Raw genomic sequence first — 18,810 nt, 5'->3', positions numbered from 1 at the left:
CTCTCATAGATCTTGTGACGTAGCGTGCACTTGGATGCTCTTACGACGTTGTCGTAAAGCCAAGGCAACTTGAGGTTATATGGTCAAGCCGCACGGATCATTAGTATCAGTTAGCTCAATACATTGCTGTACTTACACACCTGACCTATCAACCACGTAGTCTACATGGTTCCTTCAGGGGGCTTGTGCCCCGGGAGATCTCATCTTGAGGCGCGCTTCCCGCTTAGATGCTTTCAGCGGTTATCGCTTCCGAACATAGCTACCCGGCAATGCCACTGGCGTGACAACCGGAACACCAGAGGTTCGTCCACTCCGGTCCTCTCGTACTAGGAGCAGCCCCTCTCAAATCTCCAACGCCCATGGCAGATAGGGACCGAACTGTCTCACGACGTTCTGAACCCAGCTCGCGTACCACTTTAAATGGCGAACAGCCATACCCTTGGGACCGACTACAGCCCCAGGATGTGATGAGCCGACATCGAGGTGCCAAACACCGCCGTCGATATGAACTCTTGGGCGGTATCAGCCTGTTATCCCCGGAGTACCTTTTATCCGTTGAGCGATGGCCCTTCCATACAGAACCACCGGATCACTAAGTCCTAGTTTCCTACCTGCTTGATCCGTCGATCTTGCAGTCAAGCACGCTTATGCCTTTGCACACAGTGCGCGATGTCCGACCGCGCTGAGCGTACCTTCGAGCTCCTCCGTTACTCTTTAGGAGGAGACCGCCCCAGTCAAACTACCCACCATACACGGTCCCCGACCCAGATAATGGGCCCAGGTTAGAACGTCAAGCACGACAGGGTGGTATTTCAAGGATGGCTCCACTGCAGCTGGCGCCACAGTTTCATAGCCTCCCACCTATCCTACACAGACGAACTCAACGTTCAGTGTAAAGCTATAGTAAAGGTTCACGGGGTCTTTCCGTCTTGCCACGGGAACGCTGCATCTTCACAGCGATTTCAATTTCACTGAGTCTCGGGTGGAGACAGCGCCGCTGTCGTTACGCCATTCGTGCAGGTCGGAACTTACCCGACAAGGAATTTCGCTACCTGTCGTTACGCCATTCGTGCAGGTCGGAACTTACCCGACAAGGAATTTCGCTACCTTAGGATGGTTATAGTTACCACCGCCGTTTACTGGCGCTTAAATTCTCAGCTTCACCCCGAAGGGTTAACCGGTCCTCTTAACGTTCCAGCACCGGGCAGGCGTCAGTCCATATACATCGTCTTGCGACTTCGCATGGACCTGTGTTTTTAGTAAACAGTCGCTTTCCGCTGGTCTCTGCGGCCACCCACCCCTAGTCCGCAAGGGACTTCAGAGTGTTTGGCCCCCCTTCTCCCGAAGTTACGGGGGCATTTTGCCGAGTTCCTTAACCACAGTTCACCCGATCGCCTTAGTATTCTCTACCTGACCACCTGTGTTGGTTTGGGGTACGGGCCGTGCACGCACTCGCTAGAGGCTTTTCTCGGCAGCATAGGATCACTCTACTTCGCCTCAATCGGCTACGCATCACGTCTCAACCTTAATGGAGTGCGGATTTGCCTACACTCCGGTCTACACGCTTACACCAGTACTACCACTCACTGGCGGAGCTACCTTCCTGCGTCACCCCATCACTCGACTACTACGGAATCAGATCCCACGCTCCACACAGAAACCTCCATCCGAAGATATCGGTAACTGGCTTTGGGTGGTTAGTATCAACCGCCTCATCCTGGGCGCACGTGCTCGGGTACGGGAATATCAACCCGTTATCCATCGACTACGCCTGTCGGCCTCGCCTTAGGTCCCGACTTACCCTGGGCGGATTAGCCTGGCCCAGGAACCCTTGGTCATCCGGCGGCAGAGTTTCTCACTCTGCATTCGCTACTCATGCCTGCATTCTCACTCCCACACCCTCCACGACTGGCTTCCGCCGCCGCTTCCCTGGATGCAGGACGCTCCCCTACCCATCCACACCACTGCATCACACTCTCAAGGAGGCGATGGATGTATATGTGTGAATGACACAGCTTCGGCGGTGTGCTTAAGCCCCGCTACATTGTCGGCGCAGGACCACTTGACCAGTGAGCTATTACGCACTCTTTCAAGGGTGGCTGCTTCTAAGCCAACCTCCTGGTTGTCTGGGCAATCCCACATCCTTTCCCACTGAGCACACACTTAGGGGCCTTAGCTGGTGTTCTGGGCTGTTTCCCTCTCGACGACGAAGCTTATCCCCCGCCGTCTCACTGCCACACTCTCACACCACGGTATTCGGAGTTTGGTTGATTTCGGTAACCCGGTAAGGCCCCTAGACCATCCAGTAGCTCTACCCCCGTGGAGAAACATGTGACGCTGCACCTAAATGCATTTCGGGGAGAACCAGCTATCACGGAGTTTGATTGGCCTTTCACCCCTACCCACAGCTCATCCCCTCAGTTTTCAACCTAAGTGGGTTCGGCCCTCCACGTCGTCTTACCGACGCTTCAGCCTGGCCATGGGTAGATCACTCCGCTTCGGGTCTAGACCACGCGACTCAGACGCCCTATTCAGACTCGCTTTCGCTACGGCTACCCCACACGGGTTAACCTCGCCACGCAGCACTAACTCGCAGGCTCATTCTTCAAAAGGCACGCCATCACCTCAACATCACAAGGATGTGCTCGGGCTCTGACGGCTTGTAGGCACACGGTTTCAGGTACTCTTTCACTCCCCTCCCGGGGTACTTTTCATCTTTCCCTCACGGTACTAGTCCGCTATCGGTCTTCAGGAAGTATTTAGGCTTACCGGGTGGTCCCGGCAGATTCACAGCAAATTCCACGAGCTCGCTGCTACTCGGGAACACCAAACAAACAATCCACAACGTGTTTTCGCGTACGGGACTCTCACCCACTCCGGTCGCCCATCCCAAGGCGTTCCACTAACACGCGTAATCGTTCCGAGGACTGTCAGATCCTCGACGCTGGGTCCCACAACACCACACACACAACGCCTGACAGCTTGACATGTGCATGGTTTAGCCTCTTCCGCTTTCGCTCGCCACTACTCACGGAATCACGGTTGTTTTCTCTTCCTACGGGTACTGAGATGTTTCACTTCCCCGCGTTCCCTCCACACACCCTATATATTCAGATGCGGGTAACACCACATAACTGGTGCTGGGTTTCCCCATTCGGAAATCCTCGGATCACAGCTCGGTTGACAGCTCCCCGAGGCATATCGCAGCCTCCCACGTCCTTCATCGGCTCCTGAAGCCAAGACATCCACCATGTGCCCTTAACAACTTGACCACAAAGATGCTCGCATCCACTCTACAGTTCTCAAACACCACACCAGAAACAAACAACCTGGAGCTCGTGTAAGCCCCTTGGCGTGTTGCCTCAGGACCCAACAGCGTGCTCGTGAACACCGAAATTCCCTTGACCCTGCAGCACACGTTCCACGCCCCTTGCGGAGCAGTACTAGCCCGTGCGGGCATCAAGCGAACCGGCATAAACCAGTAGTTCCACAATTCCTTGAGCAACCAGCACAACACCACATTCGGGCATTGAGTGCCGGCCACTCCACCACCGTTGCTCCGGGTATCCCGGCGGGGTGGATGTGTTGCTCCTTAGAAAGGAGGTGATCCAGCCGCACCTTCCGGTACGGCTACCTTGTTACGACTTCGTCCCAATCGCCAGTCCCACCTTCGACCACTCCCCCCCTTACGGGTTGGGCCATGGGCTTCGGGTGTTACCGACTTTCATGACGTGACGGGCGGTGTGTACAAGGCCCGGGAACGTATTCACCGCAGCGTTGCTGATCTGCGATTACTAGCGACTCCGACTTCACGCAGTCGAGTTGCAGACTGCGATCCGAACTGAGACCGGCTTTAAGGGATTCGCTCCACCTCGCGGTATCGCAGCCCTCTGTACCAGCCATTGTAGCATGTGTGAAGCCCTGGACATAAGGGGCATGATGACTTGACGTCATCCCCACCTTCCTCCGAGTTGACCCCGGCAGTCTCCCACGAGTCCCCGCCATTACGCGCTGGCAACGTAGGATAAGGGTTGCGCTCGTTGCGGGACTTAACCCAACATCTCACGACACGAGCTGACGACAGCCATGCATTTTGATAAACAGTCGCAGCGGCCTGGTTACTGCGACCCTCTTCAGCTATAGCTCGCACGAGCCACCAAAAAGGGTGCACCTTCTCCCGAAGTTACGGTGCCATGTTGCCTAGTTCCTTCACCCGAGTTCTCTCAAGCGCCTGAGAATTCTCATCCTACCCACCTGTGTCGGTTTACGGTACGGTCTGCGTAAGCTGAAGCTTAGGAGCTTTTCCTGGAAGCGTGGTATCAGTGACTTCGCCATAAAGGCTCGTCTCGGTGCTCGGTCTTAGAGGATCCCGGATTTGCCAAAGATCCAAACCTACCGCCTTTCCCCAGGACAACCAACGCCTGGTACACCTAACCTTCTCCGTCCCTCCATCGCACTTACGCGAGGTGCAGGAATATTAACCTGCTTCCCATCGACTACGACTTTCGTCCTCGCCTTAGGGGCCGACTCACCCTGCGCCGATTAACGTTGCGCAAGGAAACCTTGGGCTTTCGGCGTGCGGGTTTTTCACCCGCATTATCGTTACTCATGTCAGCATTCGCACTTCCGATACCTCCAGCAGACTTCTCAATCCACCTTCAACGGCTTACGGAACGCTCCTCTACCGCGCATAACAAAGTTATGCACCCCAAGCTTCGGTTCTGTGCTTAGCCCCGTTAAATCTTCCCCGCAGACCGACTCGACCAGTGAGCTATTACGCTTTCTTTAAATGATGGCTGCTTCTAAGCCAACATCCTGGTTGTTTTGGGATCCTCACATCCTTTCCCACTTAGCCATAACTTAGGGACCTTAGATGGTGGTCAGGGTTGTTGCCCTCTTCACGACGGACGTTAGCACCCGCCGTGTGTCTCCCATACAGTCCGTCTCGGTATTCGGAGTTTGCAATGGTTTGGTAAGTCGCGATGACCCCCTAGCCATAACAGTGCTCTACCCCCGAGAGGATACATATGAGGCGCTACCTAAATAGCTTTCGAGGAGAACCAGCTATCTCCGGGTTCGATTAGCTTTTCACTCCTAATCACACCTCATCCCCTACCTTTGCAACGGGAGTGGGTTCGGGCCTCCAGTGCGTGTTACCGCACCTTCACCCTGGGCATGACTAGATCACCCGGTTTCGGGTCTACTGCCCGCGACTATGCGCCCTTATCAGACTCGGTTTCCCTTCGCCTCCCCTATACGGTTAAGCTTGCCACGAACAGTAAGTCGCTGACCCATTATACAAAAGGTACGCAGTCACTCCTTGCGGAGCTCCTACTGCTTGTACGCACACGGTTTCAGGTTCTATTTCACTCCCCTCTCCGGGGTTCTTTTCGCCTTTCCCTCACGGTACTGGTTCACTATCGGTCGGTCAGTAGTATTTAGCCTTGGAGGATGGTCCCCCCATGTTCAGACAGGGTTTCACGTGCCCCGCCCTACTCGTCTTCACTGGAATGGCCCTTTCAGATACAGGGCTATCACCTTCTATGGCCGCTCTTTCCAGAGCGTTTTCCTAGAACCAATCCAGCTTAAGGGCTAGTCCGCGTTCGCTCGTCGCTACTTACGGAATCTCGGTTGATTTCTTTTCCTCTGGTTACTTAGATATTTCAGTTCACCAGGTTCGCTTCCAGCAGCTATGTATTCACTGCAGGATACCCGCAAGCGGGTGGGTTTCCCCATTCGGACATTACCGGATCAAAGCTTGTTGCCAGCTCCCCGATACTTTTCGCAGGCTGCCACGTCCTTCATCGCCTCTGACCGCCAAGGCATCCACCGTGTGCGCTTATTCGCTTGACCATATAACCGCAAGTTGCCTTGGGTTATACATGACCCGGGGGTACAAAGCCCGGATACGAATATAACGACTCAATCAATAAAGAGACTTGCGTCTCTCGCCTTAGCCTCACGACACGTCTGATAGAACATCTCAAACGCTCGCTACGTCACAAGTTTTAAAAGAACACGTACCAGCCACAGTGCTGATGCGTATAAAGATCGAATGTATGCGTCATTCAGAGAATGGTGGGTCTGGGAGGACTCGAACCACCGACCTCACCCTTATCAGGGGTGCGCTCTAACCACCTGAGCTACAGACCCGGAGCTTGTTTCTTAATCTCCCTGGTGGAGCCTGTCGGGATCGAACCGACGACCCCCTGCTTGCAAAGCAGGTGCTCTCCCAGCTGAGCTAAGGCCCCAGAAAGGGACATCTCACACCGGCCTGGCCGATGCAAATCTCTGAATGCAGGTACTTTGTGAAGGCGCCCGACAGGACGATGCTGTCTTTGCTCAAAAGGAGGTGATCCAGCCGCACCTTCCGATACGGCTACCTTGTTACGACTTCACCCCAATCATCTATCCCACCTTAGGCGGCTGGCTCCTAATAGGTTACCTCACCGACTTCGGGTGTTACAAACTCTCGTGGTGTGACGGGCGGTGTGTACAAGGCCCGGGAACGTATTCACCGCGGCGTGCTGATCCGCGATTACTAGCGATTCCGACTTCATGTAGGCGAGTTGCAGCCTACAATCCGAACTGAGATTGGCTTTAAGAGATTAGCTTGCCGTCACCGGCTTGCGACTCGTTGTACCAACCATTGTAGCACGTGTGTAGCCCAGGTCATAAGGGGCATGATGATTTGACGTCATCCCCACCTTCCTCCGGTTTATTACCGGCAGTCTCGCTAGAGTGCCCAACTTAATGATGGCAACTAACAATAGGGGTTGCGCTCGTTGCGGGACTTAACCCAACATCTCACGACACGAGCTGACGACANGAGGTTCAAAATACATAAGCTCTACTGGCTTAGTTCACTAGCACACTGTTGAGTTCTCAAGCAACACACCCCAGATCGCACCGCAACCAAGCGGCCTTATCCGAAGCAGTCATTCCTAGCAGTTTTTGGTGAGACACCCACTCAATCGCACTGAGTTTATCAACTCCGCGGCGAGAGCTTGGTTCGTGTCCCGGTCGGCCGCCCGGTTTCCCTGGCGACTTGGAGAACTTTACACGCCCCGGAAGGGCCCGAAACAGGGGGGTACCTTAACTGCGTTTCCGCAGGTCAGGGGCCCTGTTTCGGGCCGGGGCCACGATCAGCCCCCGACGCGCACGCCGGCGACGTTGCGCTTGCCCTTGCGGACCACGAGCCAGCGGCCGTGCAGAGCGTCGTCCGCGGACGGCTTCCACTCCTCGTCGGCGATCTTCGCGTTGTTGACGTACGCGCCGCCTTCCTTGACGGTGCGGCGCGCGGCGCCCTTGCTGTCGACGAGCCCAGCGGCTATCAGCAGGTCGACGATGGTCGACTCTCCGTTCGGGTCGACCTTGCCGTTGGGCACCTCGGCCATGGCAGCGTCGAGGGTCGCCGAGTCGAGCTCACGCAGCTCTCCCCTGCCGAACAGCGCCTGGCTCGCGGCGATGACCTGGCGGGTCGCCTCTTCACCGTGCACCAGGGTCGTGAAGTCCTCCGCCAGCTTCCGCTGCGCGGACCGCAGGTGGGGGCGCTGTTCGGTGTCCTCGGCCAGCGCCGCGATCTCCTCCTGCCCGAGGAAGGAGAACATCCGCAGGTAGCGGATGACATCGGCGTCGGCGACGTTCACGAAGTACTGGAACCACGCGTACGGCGAGGTCATCTCCGGGTCGAGCCAGACACTCCCGCCGCCAGTGGACTTGCCGAACTTGCGTCCTTCGGTGTCGGTGACCAGCGGCGCGGTCAGCGCGTGCGTGTGGCCACCGTCCGTCCGGCGGATCAGGTCGACGCCGCCGACGAGGTTGCCCCACTGGTCGGAGCCGCCGATCTGCAGCTTGCAGCCGTACTCGCGGTACAGGTGCAGGTAGTCCTGCGACTGCAGCAGCAGGTAGCTGAACTCGGTGTAGGACATACCGTCGGCTTCGAGGCGGCGCTTCACCGTCTCGCGATTCAGCATCATGTTGACCGGGAAGTGCTTGCCGACGTCGCGCAGGAACTCGACCACGGTCTGCTTGCCGGTCCAGTTCAGGTTGTTCTCGATGACCGCGCCGGTCGGCGAGTCGTCGAAGTCGACGAAGCGCTCCAACTGCCCACGGATCCGGTCCGCCCATTCGGCGACGGTGTCCAGCGTGTTGAGGGTGCGCTCACCGGTGTCGCGCGGATCGCCGATCATCCCGGTCGCGACACCCGCCAGCACGATCGGCCGGTGACCGGCACGCTGGAAGCGCGAGAGCATCAACAGCGGGACCAGGTTGCCGGCGTGCAGGCTGGGCGCGGTCGGGTCGAATCCGCAATAGAGCGTGAGAGGTCCTTGGTCGAGGTCTCGCCGCAGTGCGTCGATGTCGGTGGATTGCGCGATCAGGCCGCGCCAGGTCAACTCGTCAAGGATGTGCTCGCTCACGCCTGTAGATCCTCCCGCACCAGGTCAACCGACTATCGGCCGGGGGCGGCCGCCCGTCGCTTGCCGCCACGGCGGTAGGTGGAGACCGCGGGCGATCCGTCGATCCAGAACCGCCACGGCGTGTCCATCGCCATCGCGACACCGACGCGCGGCCCGGTACGGATGTCCGCTTCGGAAACGCGTTCTCCGGAGAACAGCCGGACGGGTGACGCCGGGTCGGTCAGGTCGACGCCGTTCTCGGCACGGTCGATGCCGAGCACCGAGGTGAGGATGGCCGGGCCTTTCGCGAGTTCGCCGTTGCCGCGTGCCGACGGCCTGCGCGCCCTGGCGATGTCCGCACCCGACACCACCTCCCCGGCACGCAGCAGCACGGCGCCCGGCTGCCCGTCTTCGGTGCCGACGACGTTCGCGCAGAAGTGCATGCCGTAGACGAAGTACACGTACAAGTGCCCCGCCGGTCCCCACATGACCGCGTTGCGCGGCGTCTTGCCGCGATAACAGTGCGACGCGGGGTCGTCGAGCCCTCGGTAGGCCTCGACCTCCACCAGGCGGACGGCGACCGTGCCGTCGGGACCGGTCGCTTCGATCACCGCGCCGAGCAGGAGTGTGGACAGCTCCACCGGATCCAGCGCCAGCTCGCGGCGAGTGAACTGTCTGCCGGTCTCCACGTGCCGCACTCCTCTTACGTCGCGTTCTCCCAGGCCGACCTTAACCGGACCGATTATTGAGCGATCGCTCAAACGTGCTTTACAGTGGTTTGAGCGGACGCTCAATACTGGAGGGGGCTCCATGAGCCGAAGAGCGCTTTACGTCGAAACGGTGATCCGGACGGACCTCGACACGCTGTGGCGGTACACGCAGGATCCGCGTCTGCACGCACGGTGGGATCTCCGCTTCGCGCGGATCGAACCCGTCGCGGGTTCGCCGGGACGGTTCCGGTACACGACCGAGTTCCTGGGGTTCGTCGTCAGCGGGACCGGGACACACGCCGGGGAGAGCACGCGGCCGGACGGCGGCCGGACGTCCGCGTTGCGGTTCGCCTCCGCGGATCCACTGTCGCTCATCAGGTCCGGTTCCGGCTACTGGCGCTACACCCCGGTCGACGGCGGTGTCCGGTTCGTCACCGGTTTCGACTACACCACTCGATGGGGTGTCATCGGCAGGTTCGCCGATCTGCTGTTCCGGCCGCTCTTCGGCTGGATGACGGCCTGGTCGTTCGACAGGCTCCGTCTGTGGCTCGAGACGGGCGGGCCGCCGGAACAGCTCCCGTTGCTCTCGCCCTCGGCGGGGCGCTGCCGCCGGAGCCCGCGACCGGGCAAGGACGGCGTCGCGCCCCGCGTCCTCGACACCCTGGAGCAGGCATGATCTTCCGAGAAGCGCTGGGCACCGACTTCGAGTCGTTGCATCCGCGAATGCGTGAACGGCTGTCGCTGAGCACGGAGAACGGCGTCGGGATGATCGGCGTCGGCGTGATGGACGAGATCTGGCGCGGCGCCGCGTTCACCACGCCGTTCCTCCGGCTCGGCGCGTCGAGGCACATCCTGTTCCCGGAACGTGGCCGCAACGTCCCTTTCACCATCGAGAACTATCCGTACTTCGACTCGCTCGGCAGGGAGACGGTGTCGTTCGTCCGCACCTTCGAACTACCGGAACGGCGACGCCGGTTCGACGCTCAGATGATCTACAGCACCGAGCGCGGGAAGATCGTCGACTACTTGGGGACGCATCAGCACCTCGCCGTCGATCTCGACCTGACGGTGCGACCGGACGGTGGCTTCCGCATCCGGTCGGAGGAGTTCCGGATCCGCGAGGGCCCGCTTCGGTGTGTGGTGCCGCGATCCGTCGTCGGTGTGGCCGAGGTCGACGAGTGGTTCGACGCGGAGAGCGGACTCTTCCGCATCGAGATCCAGGTGACGAATCGGCGGTTCGGACCGCTGTTCGGCTACCGGGGCGCTTTCGAGGCACGGTTCGTCGATCTGCGGCCGGGGGTGAGCGGCGCGGTGAAGCCCCTGCGTGAGAAGGTCCTGGGCTGATGAACGGGCCCAGCACGAAACAGCGGTTGATCGACGGAGCGCTGGAGACGATCCGCACCAGCGGGATCACCGCCGTTTCGGCCAGGACCGTCGCCACCGCGGCGGGTACCAACCAGGCGCTGATCTTCTACCACTTCGGCAGTGTCGAGGAGCTGATCGCGCAGGCCTGCGTGACGGCGACCGAAAGCCGCGTCGCCCACTTCCGTGACCGGTTCGCCGAAGTGACCACGCTCGGCGAACTGCTGGACCTGGGCCGGGTCATCCACGCGGAGGAACGCGCCGAGGGGAACATGACGGTCCTCGCCCAGGCACTCGCCGGCGCGCAGGGCGGCGGACGGCTGGCCGAGGCGACGCGGCAGGCACTGGACAAATGGGTCCGCGAAGTCCAAGGGACCCTGGACCGCGTGCTGGCCGGTTCGCCGGTGCTCGAACTGGCGGAAACCGAAGGACTCGCTCACGCCGTCTCCGCCGGGTTCCTCGGTCTCACACTGTTCGAGTCGGTTGATCCGGACGGCGCCGAGCAGGCGTTGAGCGCGCTGGGACAGCTGGCTGTCCTGGTCGACGTCCTCGAAGGACTCGGCCCGGTCGCCACCCGTGCGGTGCGAGCGAAGCTCCGGAAGACCGCGAAGCGATCTTGAAGCGCGTGAAGGCCCCCTTCCCTCGGCTGATGGAATCAGGCATGCGCGCGCCAGCGCGTCCGTTGAGGGCGGTGGCGGGGGCAGGGATGGAGGAAGGGGGCCTTCACGCGAGAGGTCAGCTCAGCCAGGCGCGGTGTTCGGCGACCCGCGCGACCAGCCGGTCCCGCTGCTCGGCGACCCGCTCCGGGGCGGTACCGCCGCGGGCGTTGCGCGAGCTCACCGAGCCCTCGACGGTCAGCACCTCGCGCACGGCGGGCGTCAGTGCCGGGTTGATCTTCTCGAACTCTTCGTCGGTCAGTTCGTCAAGGCCGACTCCGCGGGCTTCGGCGACGCGGACGCTCTCCCCCGCCGCTTCGTGCGCGACACGGAACGGAACGCCCTGGCGCACCAGCCATTCGGCGATGTCCGTGGCGAGGGTGAACCCGGCGGGCGCCAGTTCGGCGAGCCGGTCGGTGTGGAAGGTCAGCGTCTCGAGCATGCCCGCGATCGCCGGGAACAGCAGTTCCAGCTGTTCGACGGAGTCGAAGACCGGCTCCTTGTCCTCCTGCAGGTCACGGTTGTACGCGAGCGGCTGCGCCTTGAGCGTCGCGAGCAGGCCGGTCAGGTTGCCGATGAGCCGCCCGGCCTTGCCGCGGGTCAGCTCGGCTACGTCCGGATTCTTCTTCTGCGGCATGATCGAACTGCCGGTCGCCCAGGCGTCGTCGAGGGTGACGTAGCCGAATTCGGCGGTGTTCCAGATGATCACCTCTTCGGCGATCCTGGACAGGTTGACCGCGAGCATCGCGACGTCGAAGGCGAACTCGGCGACGAAGTCCCGCGAGGCCGTGCCGTCGATGGAGTTCTCGACGCTGGTGTCGAAGCCCAGCTCCTCGGCGACGGCCTCCGGGTCGAGGCCGAGCGAAGACCCCGCCAGGGCACCGGAGCCGTAGGGCGACTCAGCGGTGCGAGCATCCCAGTCACGCAAACGGGTGACATCGCGCAGCAGCGACTGGCCGTGCGCGAGCAGGTGGTGCGCCAGCAGGACAGGCTGGGCGTGCTGCAGGTGGGTGCGGCCCGGGAGGATCGCGTCCGGGTGCCGCTTCGCCTGCGAGACGAGTGCGTCGACGACGCCGAGGGTGCCCGCGACCACCCGGCGGGCGGCGTCACGCAGCCACATCCGGAACAGCGTCGCGACCTGGTCGTTGCGCGAACGCCCCGCCCGCAGCTTGCCACCGAGTTCGGTGCCCGCCCGCTCCAGCAGACCGCGTTCGAGCGCGGTGTGGACGTCTTCGTCGGCGACGGTCGGGGTGAACGCGCCCGACTCGACGTCCTGCGCGAGGGTGTCCAGCGCGGCGAGCATGCCGGTCAGCTCGTCTTCGGTGAGCAGCCCCGCCTTCCGCAGCACCCGCGCGTGGGCCCGCGACCCGGCGATGTCGTACGGCGCCAGCCGCCAGTCGAAATGGGTCGACGCGCTCAGCGCCGCCATCGCCTCGGCCGGTCCGCTGGCGAACCGGCCGCCCCACAGCTGCACCGGCTGCTCATTCCCGCTCACAACACTCCTCGGATTCCTTGGTTCTCTTCAGGCGACTGACCGGTCGAAGGTAGCGCCTGTGGTGAAGTCGTACAGCGCGCGCTCGTCGCGCGCGGAGTTCACGACCGCGTTGCCGCGGTGCAGGACCAGCCGCACCTCGCCGGACACCCGCCCGGTACTGACCTTTTGCAGTTCCTCGTGCGCGGTGACCAGCGCTACCGCGGCCGGTCCCTCATAGATCTCGCGTCCTCTGAGCCCGAAGGCGCCGACACGGCGGTTCAGCTGCTGGAAGGCTTCCAGCAGCGTCACGGTCTCCCCGTCGATGGCCACCGGCACACCCTCGTCGAAGGTGATGACCAGCTTCTCCGGGTCGTCCGGGAAGGCGAACCCGTCAGGCGTCACCTTCGGTCTCCTCACCGCCGTCCACTGTGGACGACCGTCGGGCCAGCGCCATGAAGCGCTCGGCCAGGTCTTTGCCGGACAACGGTTCCCTCGCGATCACCGCGACCGTGTCATCGCCGGCGATGGAACCGACGACCTCCTCCAGCGCCGCCCTGTCGATGGCGCTGGCCAGGAACTGCGCCGCGCCCGGCGGGGTGCGCAGCACCGTCAGGTTGCCCGACGAGTCCGCCGAAACGAGCAGTTCGGCGAGCAACCGCGAAAGCCTCGACGTGCCACCCTGCACCCCGCGTACCGGGCTGCCGTCCTCGGGAATGACATACACCGGCGCGCCGGAATCCGCACCCCGGAGCTTGACCGCGCCCAGTTCGTCGAGGTCCCGCGAAAGCGTCGCCTGCGTGACTTCGATACCTTCCGCCGCCAGGAGCTTCGCGAGCTCCGTCTGGCTGCGGATGGCCATCGTGGACACGAGTTCGGTGATCCGTGCCTGCCGGGTGACCCTGCTGCCGGTCATCGTCGCTTCTCGTCCATCAGCCACACCAGCAGCGCCTTTTGGGCGTGGAGACGGTTTTCGGCCTCGTCCCAGACCGCGCTGGCCGGTCCGTCGATGACCTCGTCGGTGATCTCCCAGCCGCGGTGCGCGGGCAGGCAGTGCAGCACGATCGCCTCGTCCGCGGCGCGGCGCATCAGCGCGGCGTTGACCTGCAGCTCGCGGAACGGGCCGACGCGGTCGAGACCGTCGTTCTCCTGGCCCATGGAGGTCCAGGTGTCGGTGACGACGACGTCCGCGCCTTCGACCGCGGCGTACGGATCGGTGAAGACCGTGGTGCTGCCGCCGGTCTCCGACGACCGGTGCTTCGCGTCGAGCATGACCTGCTGATCCGGCTGGAAGCCCTCCGGCGAGACGACGCGGACGTGCATCCCGGCCGTGGTCCCGCCCAGCAGCAGCGAATGCGCCATGTTGTTGGCGCCGTCGCCGAGATACACCAGGGTGAGCCCGGCGAGCTTGCCCTTGCGCTCGCGGATGGTCATCAGGTCCGTGAGCACCTGGCACGGATGGAACTCGTCGGTGAGCGCGTTGATCACCGGGATGCTCGCCGCCGACGCCATCGCGTCGATGCGCTTCTGGGCGAACGTCCGCCACACGATCGCGTCCAGATACCGCGAGAGCACCCGCGAGGTGTCCTCGATGGTCTCTTCGCGGCCGAGCTGCATGGAGCGGCCGTCGACGATGACCGGGTTCCCGCCGAGCTGGGCGATGCCCACCTCGAAGGAGAACCGGGTCCGGGTGGAGTTCTTCTCGAAGATCGCCGCGACGGACTTGCCCTCCAGCGCACGGGAGCTGAGGGGCTCGGCTTTCAACTGGTCGGCGAGATCCAGGATCTCGGTCTGTTCGACGGGGCTGAGATCGTCGTCACGGAGGAAGTTGCGGAGCATGCGTTTCGTCTCTGTCCTAGGTGGTGGTGGAATCGAGCGCCCCGGGAAGGGCTTCGAGGAATCCCGCGGCCTCTTCGGCGCTCAGGATCAGCGGCGGTGCCAGCCGGATGGTGTCGGGTGCGATCGGGTTGACCAGGTATCCCGCGTCCTGCGCGGCCTTGGCGACCGCCGCCGAGACCGGTTCGCGCAACGCGATGCCGAGCAGCAGCCCCGCACCGCGGACCCCGGACACCAGCGGGTGGCCGAGCTCCTCCACACGGGACGCGATGTCCTTGCCCAGTGCGGAAACGTGGTCGTTCAGGTTGTCCTTGGCGATGGTCCTGAGCACGGCGAGCCCGGCGGCGCAGCAGATCGGATTGCCGCCGAAGGTGGTCCCGTGCTGGCCTGGCTTCATCAGCTCGCCTGCCTCGCCGACACCGATGACCGCGCCGATCGGCAGCCCGCCGCCGAGTCCCTTGGCCAGCGTGACGACGTCCGGGACGATGCCGGTGTGCTGGAAGGCGAACCACGCGCCGGTGCGGCCGATGCCGGTCTGTACCTCGTCGAGGACCAGCAGGGTCCCGGTCGCCTTGGTGATCTCCCGCGCCGCCTGGAGGTAGCCGTCCGGCGCCGGGACGACGCCTGCCTCCCCGAGGATCGGCTCGAGGAACACCGCCGCGGTTTCGGTGTCCACCGCGGCGCGAAGCGCGTCGACGTCACCGTAGGGAACGTGGGTGACGCCCGGGACCAGCGGCGCGAACGCGTCCCGCTTCGACGGCTGACCGGTCAGCGAGAGCGCGCCCATGGTGCGCCCATGGAAGGCCCCCTCGCAGGCGACGATCTTGGTCCGGCCGGTGAGCCTGCTGATCTTCAGCGCGGCTTCGTTGGCCTCCGCGCCGGAGTTGACGAACAGCACCTTCGCGTTGCCGGACAGGCCGGCGACGTCCAGGAGGGTTTCGGCCAGTTCGACGGCGACCGGATTCACGTAGAGGTTCGAGGTGTGCCCGAGTTTCGCGACCTGTTCGGTGACCGCGGCGACCACGGCGGGGTGCGCGTGGCCGAGCGCGTTGACCGCGATCCCGCCCAGCAGGTCGACGTACGGTTTGCCGTCGGCGTCCCAGACCTTCGCCCCCTCGCCGCGGACCAGGGCCAGCGCCGGGGTGCCGTAGTTGTCCATGAGGGACGACTTCCAGTGCTCCTGGCCGTCTACATTGGACTTGTACGTGGTCACGGAAGCTCCGTTTCGGGGAAGACCATGGTACCGATGCCGCGGGAGGTGAAAACCTCCAGCAGGACCGAATGGGCGATGCGGCCGTCGATCACGTGCGCACGGCGGACGCCGCCGCGGATGGCGCGCACGCAGGCCTCCATCTTCGGGATCATGCCGCTGGCGAGGCCGGGCAGCAGGGTTTCGAGACGGTCCACGCGGATCCGGTCGACCAGCGAACCGCGGTCCGGCCAGTTGGCGTACAGGCCCTCGACGTCGGTGAGCACGACGAGTTTCTCCGCGCCGAGAGCGGCGGCCAGCGCACCGGCGGCGGTGTCGGCGTTGATGTTGTGCACGATGCCGTCGACGTCCGGGGCCACGGTGGACACCACCGGGATCCGGCCCGCGTTGACGATGTCGAGCACCGCGTCCGGGTTGACCTCGGAAACCTCGCCGACGAGCCCGATGTCGACCGGTACACCGTCCACAGTGGCCTGTTTGCGCTCGGCGGTGAACAGCCGCGCGTCCTCACCGGAGATGCCGACCGCGTACGGGCCGTGCGCGTTGATCAGGCCGACCAGTTCGCGGCTGACCTGACCGGTCAGCACCATGCGGACGATGTCCATCGTCTCGGGCGTGGTGACACGCAGGCCGCCCTTGAACTCGCCCTCGACGCCGAGCCGGTTGAGCATCGCGGTGATCTGCGGGCCGCCGCCGTGCACCACCACCGGACGCAGGCCGGCCATGCGCAGGAAGACCATGTCCTCGGCGAAGGCCTGCTTGAGGCTCTCGTCGATCATGGCGTTGCCGCCGTACTTGACCACGACGGTGGCGCCGTGGAAACGCTGCAGCCAGGGCAGGGCCTCGATGAGGATCGAAGCCTTCTCGGCGGCGGTCGCAAGCCGCTCGTCCGCGGGGACGGTGGATTCGGAAGGGCTCATGACGAGTACGCGCTGTTCTCTTCGACGTACGCGTGCGAGAGGTCGGTCGTGTAGATCGTCGCCCCGCCTTCGCCGAGACCGAGGTCGACGACGATCTGGATGTCCCGGCCCGAGAGGTCGGCCTCGGAGCGGTCCGCCGCGGGCGTGCCGTCGGCGAACAGGGTGACGCCGTTGATCGCGATGGCGACCTTCTCCGGGTCGATCTTCGCGGGTACCCGGCCCAGCGCCATGGCGATGCGGCCCCAGTTCGGGTCCGAACCGAACAGCGCGGTCTTGACCAGGTTGTCCTCCGCGATCGTGCGGCCGACGGCGATGGCGTCGGCCTCGGTCACCGCACCGGTGACCGTGACGTCGACGTACTTGGTCGCGCCTTCGGAGTCCGCGCGCAGTTGCAGGACGAGGTCGAGACTGACGGCGGTGAGGAGCTCGGTCAGTTCGGCCTCGGTCGGCTCGACACCGCTGGCGCCGGACGCGAGGACGAGCACCGTGTCGTTGGTGGAAGTACCGCCGTCGACATCGAGCCTGTCGAAGGTCACGCCGGTGGCGGCGCGCAGGGCCTTGTCCAGGACTTCCGGCGTGACGACCGCGTCGGTGGTGAGAACGGAGAGCATCGTCGCGAGGTTCGGGGCGAGCATGCCCGCCCCCTTGGCGAACCCGCCGACGCTCCAGCCGCTGTCGTGCTTCGCAACCGCCTGCTTGGGCTTGCTGTCGGTGGTCATGACCGCGGTCGCGGCGTTGAGGTCGGCTTCGGCACCCGTGCCGAGTGCCCCGAAAGCGGTGTCCACGCCCGAGAGCAGCGCGTCCATCGGCAGCCGTTCGCCGATCAGCCCGGTCGAGCAGACCGCGACCTCGATCGCGCCCGCTTCGAAGAGTTCGGCGACCTTCTCCGCGGTCTTGTGGGTGTCCTGGAAACCGCCGGGGCCGGTGGCGGCGTTCGCGCCGCCGGAGTTGAGGACGACGGCCTTGAGGCGCTGCTGCTTGAGCACCTCTTGTGACCACAGGACGGGCGCGGCCTTGATCACGTTGCGCGTGAACACGCCGGCCGCGACCTGCAGCGGCCCGTCGTTGACGACGAGCGTGAGGTCGAGCTTGCCCTCGGCCTTGATTCCGGCGGCGACGCCCGCGGCACGGAATCCCTTCGGCTGGGTGACGGTCACGGAGCGACTCCTACGGTCGGTAGTCCGGTGGTTTCCGGGAGGCCCAGTGCGATGTTCATCGACTGGACGGCACCTCCCGCGGTGCCCTTGGTCAGGTTGTCGATGGCCGCGACCACGATCAGGCGCCGGGTGTCGGCGTCGACGGTGACCTGCAGCTGGACGTTGTTCGAGCCGACGACCGAAGCCGAGGACGGCCACTGGCCCGCGGGCAGCAGCTGGACGAACGGCTCGGTGGCGTACGCCTTTTCGTAGACCTCGCGGGCGCCATCGGCGTCCAGGTCGGTCTTCAGCGGAGCGCTCGCGGTGGTGAGGATCCCGCGCGGCATCGGGGCCAGCACGGGGGTGAAGGACACCTTGACCCGCTCACCCGAGACCGCGGAAAGGTTCTGCGCGAATTCGGGGGTGTGGCGGTGGGCACCGCCGACGCCGTACGCGGCGGCCGAACCCATCACCTCCGAGCCGAGGAGATTCGGCTTCAGGCTCTTGCCCGCGCCCGAGGTCCCGGTGACGGCGACGACGTTGACCTCCGGCTCGACCAGGCCCGCGGCGAGCGCCGGGGCGAGGGCGATCGAACCGCCGGTCGGGAAGCAGCCGGGGACCGCGATGCGTTTGGTCCCGGCGAGGCGCTCGCGGGCGCCGGGGAGTTCGGGAAGCCCGTACGGCCATTGCCCCGCGTGGTCGCCGCCGTACCAGCGCTGCCAGTCTGCCGCGTCCGAGAGGCGATGGTCCGCGCCGAGGTCGATCACCAGGACGTCCGGGCCCAGCTGCGCGGCGATGGCGCCGGAATGGCCGTGTGGCAGGGCGAGGAAGACGACGTCGTGCCCGGCCAGGGTCTCCGGGGTCGTCTCCAGCAGGACACGGTCCGCCAAGGGCGCGAGGTGCGGCTGGTGCTGGATGAGCGGCGTCCCCGCGGAGCTGGCCGCGGTGAGCGCGCCGATCTGGACTTCGGGATGGGTCAGCAGCAGGCGCAGGAGTTCGCCTCCCGCGTACCCGCTGGCTCCGGCCACCGCGATCTTCACCGTCATACGCATGATTATGCACTCCCATGCAAGTTCAATCAAACAAAGTCGTGTGGCTCACCCGATCCGG

The 18,810-nt window shown here is 63.7% G+C and carries 13 protein-coding genes, 2 tRNA genes, 1 rRNA gene and 4 other annotated features; of the genes, 3 read left to right on the top strand and 13 right to left on the bottom strand.

Annotation, left to right across the window (positions count from 1 at the left end; genetic code table 11):
• Positions 1-79: 79 nt before the first annotated feature.
• The 5 genes from LCL61_RS20795 to LCL61_RS20775 form a co-directional block, all read right to left on the bottom strand.
• A 23S ribosomal RNA gene (locus tag LCL61_RS20795) occupies positions 80-3,272 on the bottom strand.
• A 337-nt stretch (positions 3,273-3,609) separates the two neighbouring features.
• Positions 3,610-3,744: a sequence feature (16S ribosomal RNA rRNA prediction is too short), on the bottom strand.
• 18 nt (positions 3,745-3,762) lie between these two features.
• Positions 3,763-5,853, bottom strand: a sequence feature (most likely nonfunctional fraction of RNA operon).
• A 223-nt stretch (positions 5,854-6,076) separates the two neighbouring features.
• Positions 6,077-6,153: transfer RNA gene (locus LCL61_RS20790), tRNA-Ile, on the bottom strand.
• A gap of 22 nt (positions 6,154-6,175) precedes the next feature.
• A tRNA-Ala gene (locus LCL61_RS20785) sits at positions 6,176-6,251 on the bottom strand.
• 107 nt (positions 6,252-6,358) lie between these two features.
• Positions 6,359-6,492, bottom strand: a sequence feature (16S ribosomal RNA rRNA prediction is too short).
• Positions 6,493-6,510: 18 nt separating this feature from the next.
• Positions 6,511-6,913 (bottom strand) — a sequence feature (16S ribosomal RNA rRNA prediction is too short).
• Between the two features lie 232 nt (positions 6,914-7,145).
• A complete protein-coding gene (gene tyrS, locus LCL61_RS20780) occupies positions 7,146-8,420 on the bottom strand; it encodes a tyrosine--tRNA ligase (RefSeq protein ID WP_340688379.1) in 1,275 nt (424 codons plus the stop codon).
• A 32-nt stretch (positions 8,421-8,452) separates the two neighbouring features.
• Positions 8,453-9,088 carry a DNA-3-methyladenine glycosylase gene (locus tag LCL61_RS20775; protein ID WP_340688378.1) on the bottom strand — a complete coding sequence of 212 codons (636 nt, stop codon included), beginning with the start codon at positions 9,086-9,088 and terminating at the stop codon, positions 8,453-8,455.
• Positions 9,089-9,209: 121 nt separating this feature from the next.
• On the opposite strand from LCL61_RS20775, the gene LCL61_RS20770 reads away from it, so the two are divergent.
• Genes LCL61_RS20770 through LCL61_RS20760 form a run of 3 tightly spaced genes read left to right on the top strand, consistent with a single transcriptional unit; the run spans position 9,210 to position 11,091 of the window.
• A complete protein-coding gene (locus LCL61_RS20770) occupies positions 9,210-9,785 on the top strand; it encodes an SRPBCC family protein (protein ID WP_340688377.1) in 576 nt (191 codons plus the stop codon).
• Positions 9,782-10,453 (top strand): DUF4166 domain-containing protein, encoded by a 672-nt coding sequence (locus LCL61_RS20765; RefSeq protein ID WP_340688376.1) that lies wholly within the window; start codon positions 9,782-9,784, stop codon positions 10,451-10,453. Before LCL61_RS20770 ends, LCL61_RS20765 begins: the two co-directional genes overlap by 4 nt.
• Positions 10,453-11,091: a TetR/AcrR family transcriptional regulator gene (locus LCL61_RS20760; RefSeq protein ID WP_340688375.1), complete on the top strand. Its 639-nt coding sequence runs from the start codon at positions 10,453-10,455 to the stop codon at positions 11,089-11,091. The genes LCL61_RS20765 and LCL61_RS20760 overlap by 1 nt, the downstream gene beginning before the upstream one ends.
• 115 nt (positions 11,092-11,206) lie before the next feature.
• On the opposite strand, the gene argH is transcribed toward LCL61_RS20760, so the two are convergent.
• Genes argH through argC form a run of 8 tightly spaced genes read right to left on the bottom strand, consistent with a single transcriptional unit; the run spans position 11,207 to position 18,746 of the window.
• Positions 11,207-12,622, bottom strand: coding sequence for an argininosuccinate lyase (gene argH / locus LCL61_RS20755; protein ID WP_340688374.1), 1,416 nt, complete (start codon positions 12,620-12,622; stop codon positions 11,207-11,209).
• 27 nt (positions 12,623-12,649) lie between these two features.
• Positions 12,650-13,003, bottom strand: coding sequence for an argininosuccinate synthase domain-containing protein (locus LCL61_RS20750; protein ID WP_125682416.1), 354 nt, complete (start codon positions 13,001-13,003; stop codon positions 12,650-12,652).
• The gene (locus LCL61_RS20745) at positions 12,993-13,514 is read right to left on the bottom strand and encodes an arginine repressor (RefSeq protein WP_340688373.1); all 522 of its coding nucleotides are present in this window, start codon (positions 13,512-13,514) and stop codon (positions 12,993-12,995) included. Before LCL61_RS20745 ends, LCL61_RS20750 begins: the two co-directional genes overlap by 11 nt.
• The gene (gene argF / locus LCL61_RS20740; RefSeq protein ID WP_340688372.1) at positions 13,511-14,437 is read right to left on the bottom strand and encodes an ornithine carbamoyltransferase; all 927 of its coding nucleotides are present in this window, start codon (positions 14,435-14,437) and stop codon (positions 13,511-13,513) included. Before argF ends, LCL61_RS20745 begins: the two co-directional genes overlap by 4 nt.
• Before the next feature lie 16 nt (positions 14,438-14,453).
• Entirely contained in the window at positions 14,454-15,593 is a 1,140-nt protein-coding gene (locus LCL61_RS20735; protein ID WP_340688637.1) for an acetylornithine transaminase, read from the bottom strand.
• Positions 15,594-15,643: 50 nt separating this feature from the next.
• Positions 15,644-16,564, bottom strand: a complete 921-nt coding sequence (gene argB / locus LCL61_RS20730) for an acetylglutamate kinase (RefSeq protein WP_340688371.1) — start codon at positions 16,562-16,564, stop codon at positions 15,644-15,646.
• Entirely contained in the window at positions 16,561-17,721 is a 1,161-nt protein-coding gene (gene argJ, locus LCL61_RS20725; protein WP_340688370.1) for a bifunctional glutamate N-acetyltransferase/amino-acid acetyltransferase ArgJ, read from the bottom strand. Before argJ ends, argB begins: the two co-directional genes overlap by 4 nt.
• The gene (argC, locus tag LCL61_RS20720) at positions 17,718-18,746 is read right to left on the bottom strand and encodes an N-acetyl-gamma-glutamyl-phosphate reductase (protein WP_340688369.1); all 1,029 of its coding nucleotides are present in this window, start codon (positions 18,744-18,746) and stop codon (positions 17,718-17,720) included. The genes argJ and argC overlap by 4 nt, the downstream gene beginning before the upstream one ends.
• Between the last annotated feature and the right edge of the window lie 64 nt (positions 18,747-18,810).

The sequence above is a fragment of the Amycolatopsis coloradensis genome (assembly GCF_037997115.1).
Taxonomy (GTDB): domain Bacteria; phylum Actinomycetota; class Actinomycetes; order Mycobacteriales; family Pseudonocardiaceae; genus Amycolatopsis; species Amycolatopsis coloradensis_A.
The sequence above is the reverse complement of the archived record's forward strand: the minus strand, read 5'-3'. Positions and strand labels throughout refer to the sequence as shown.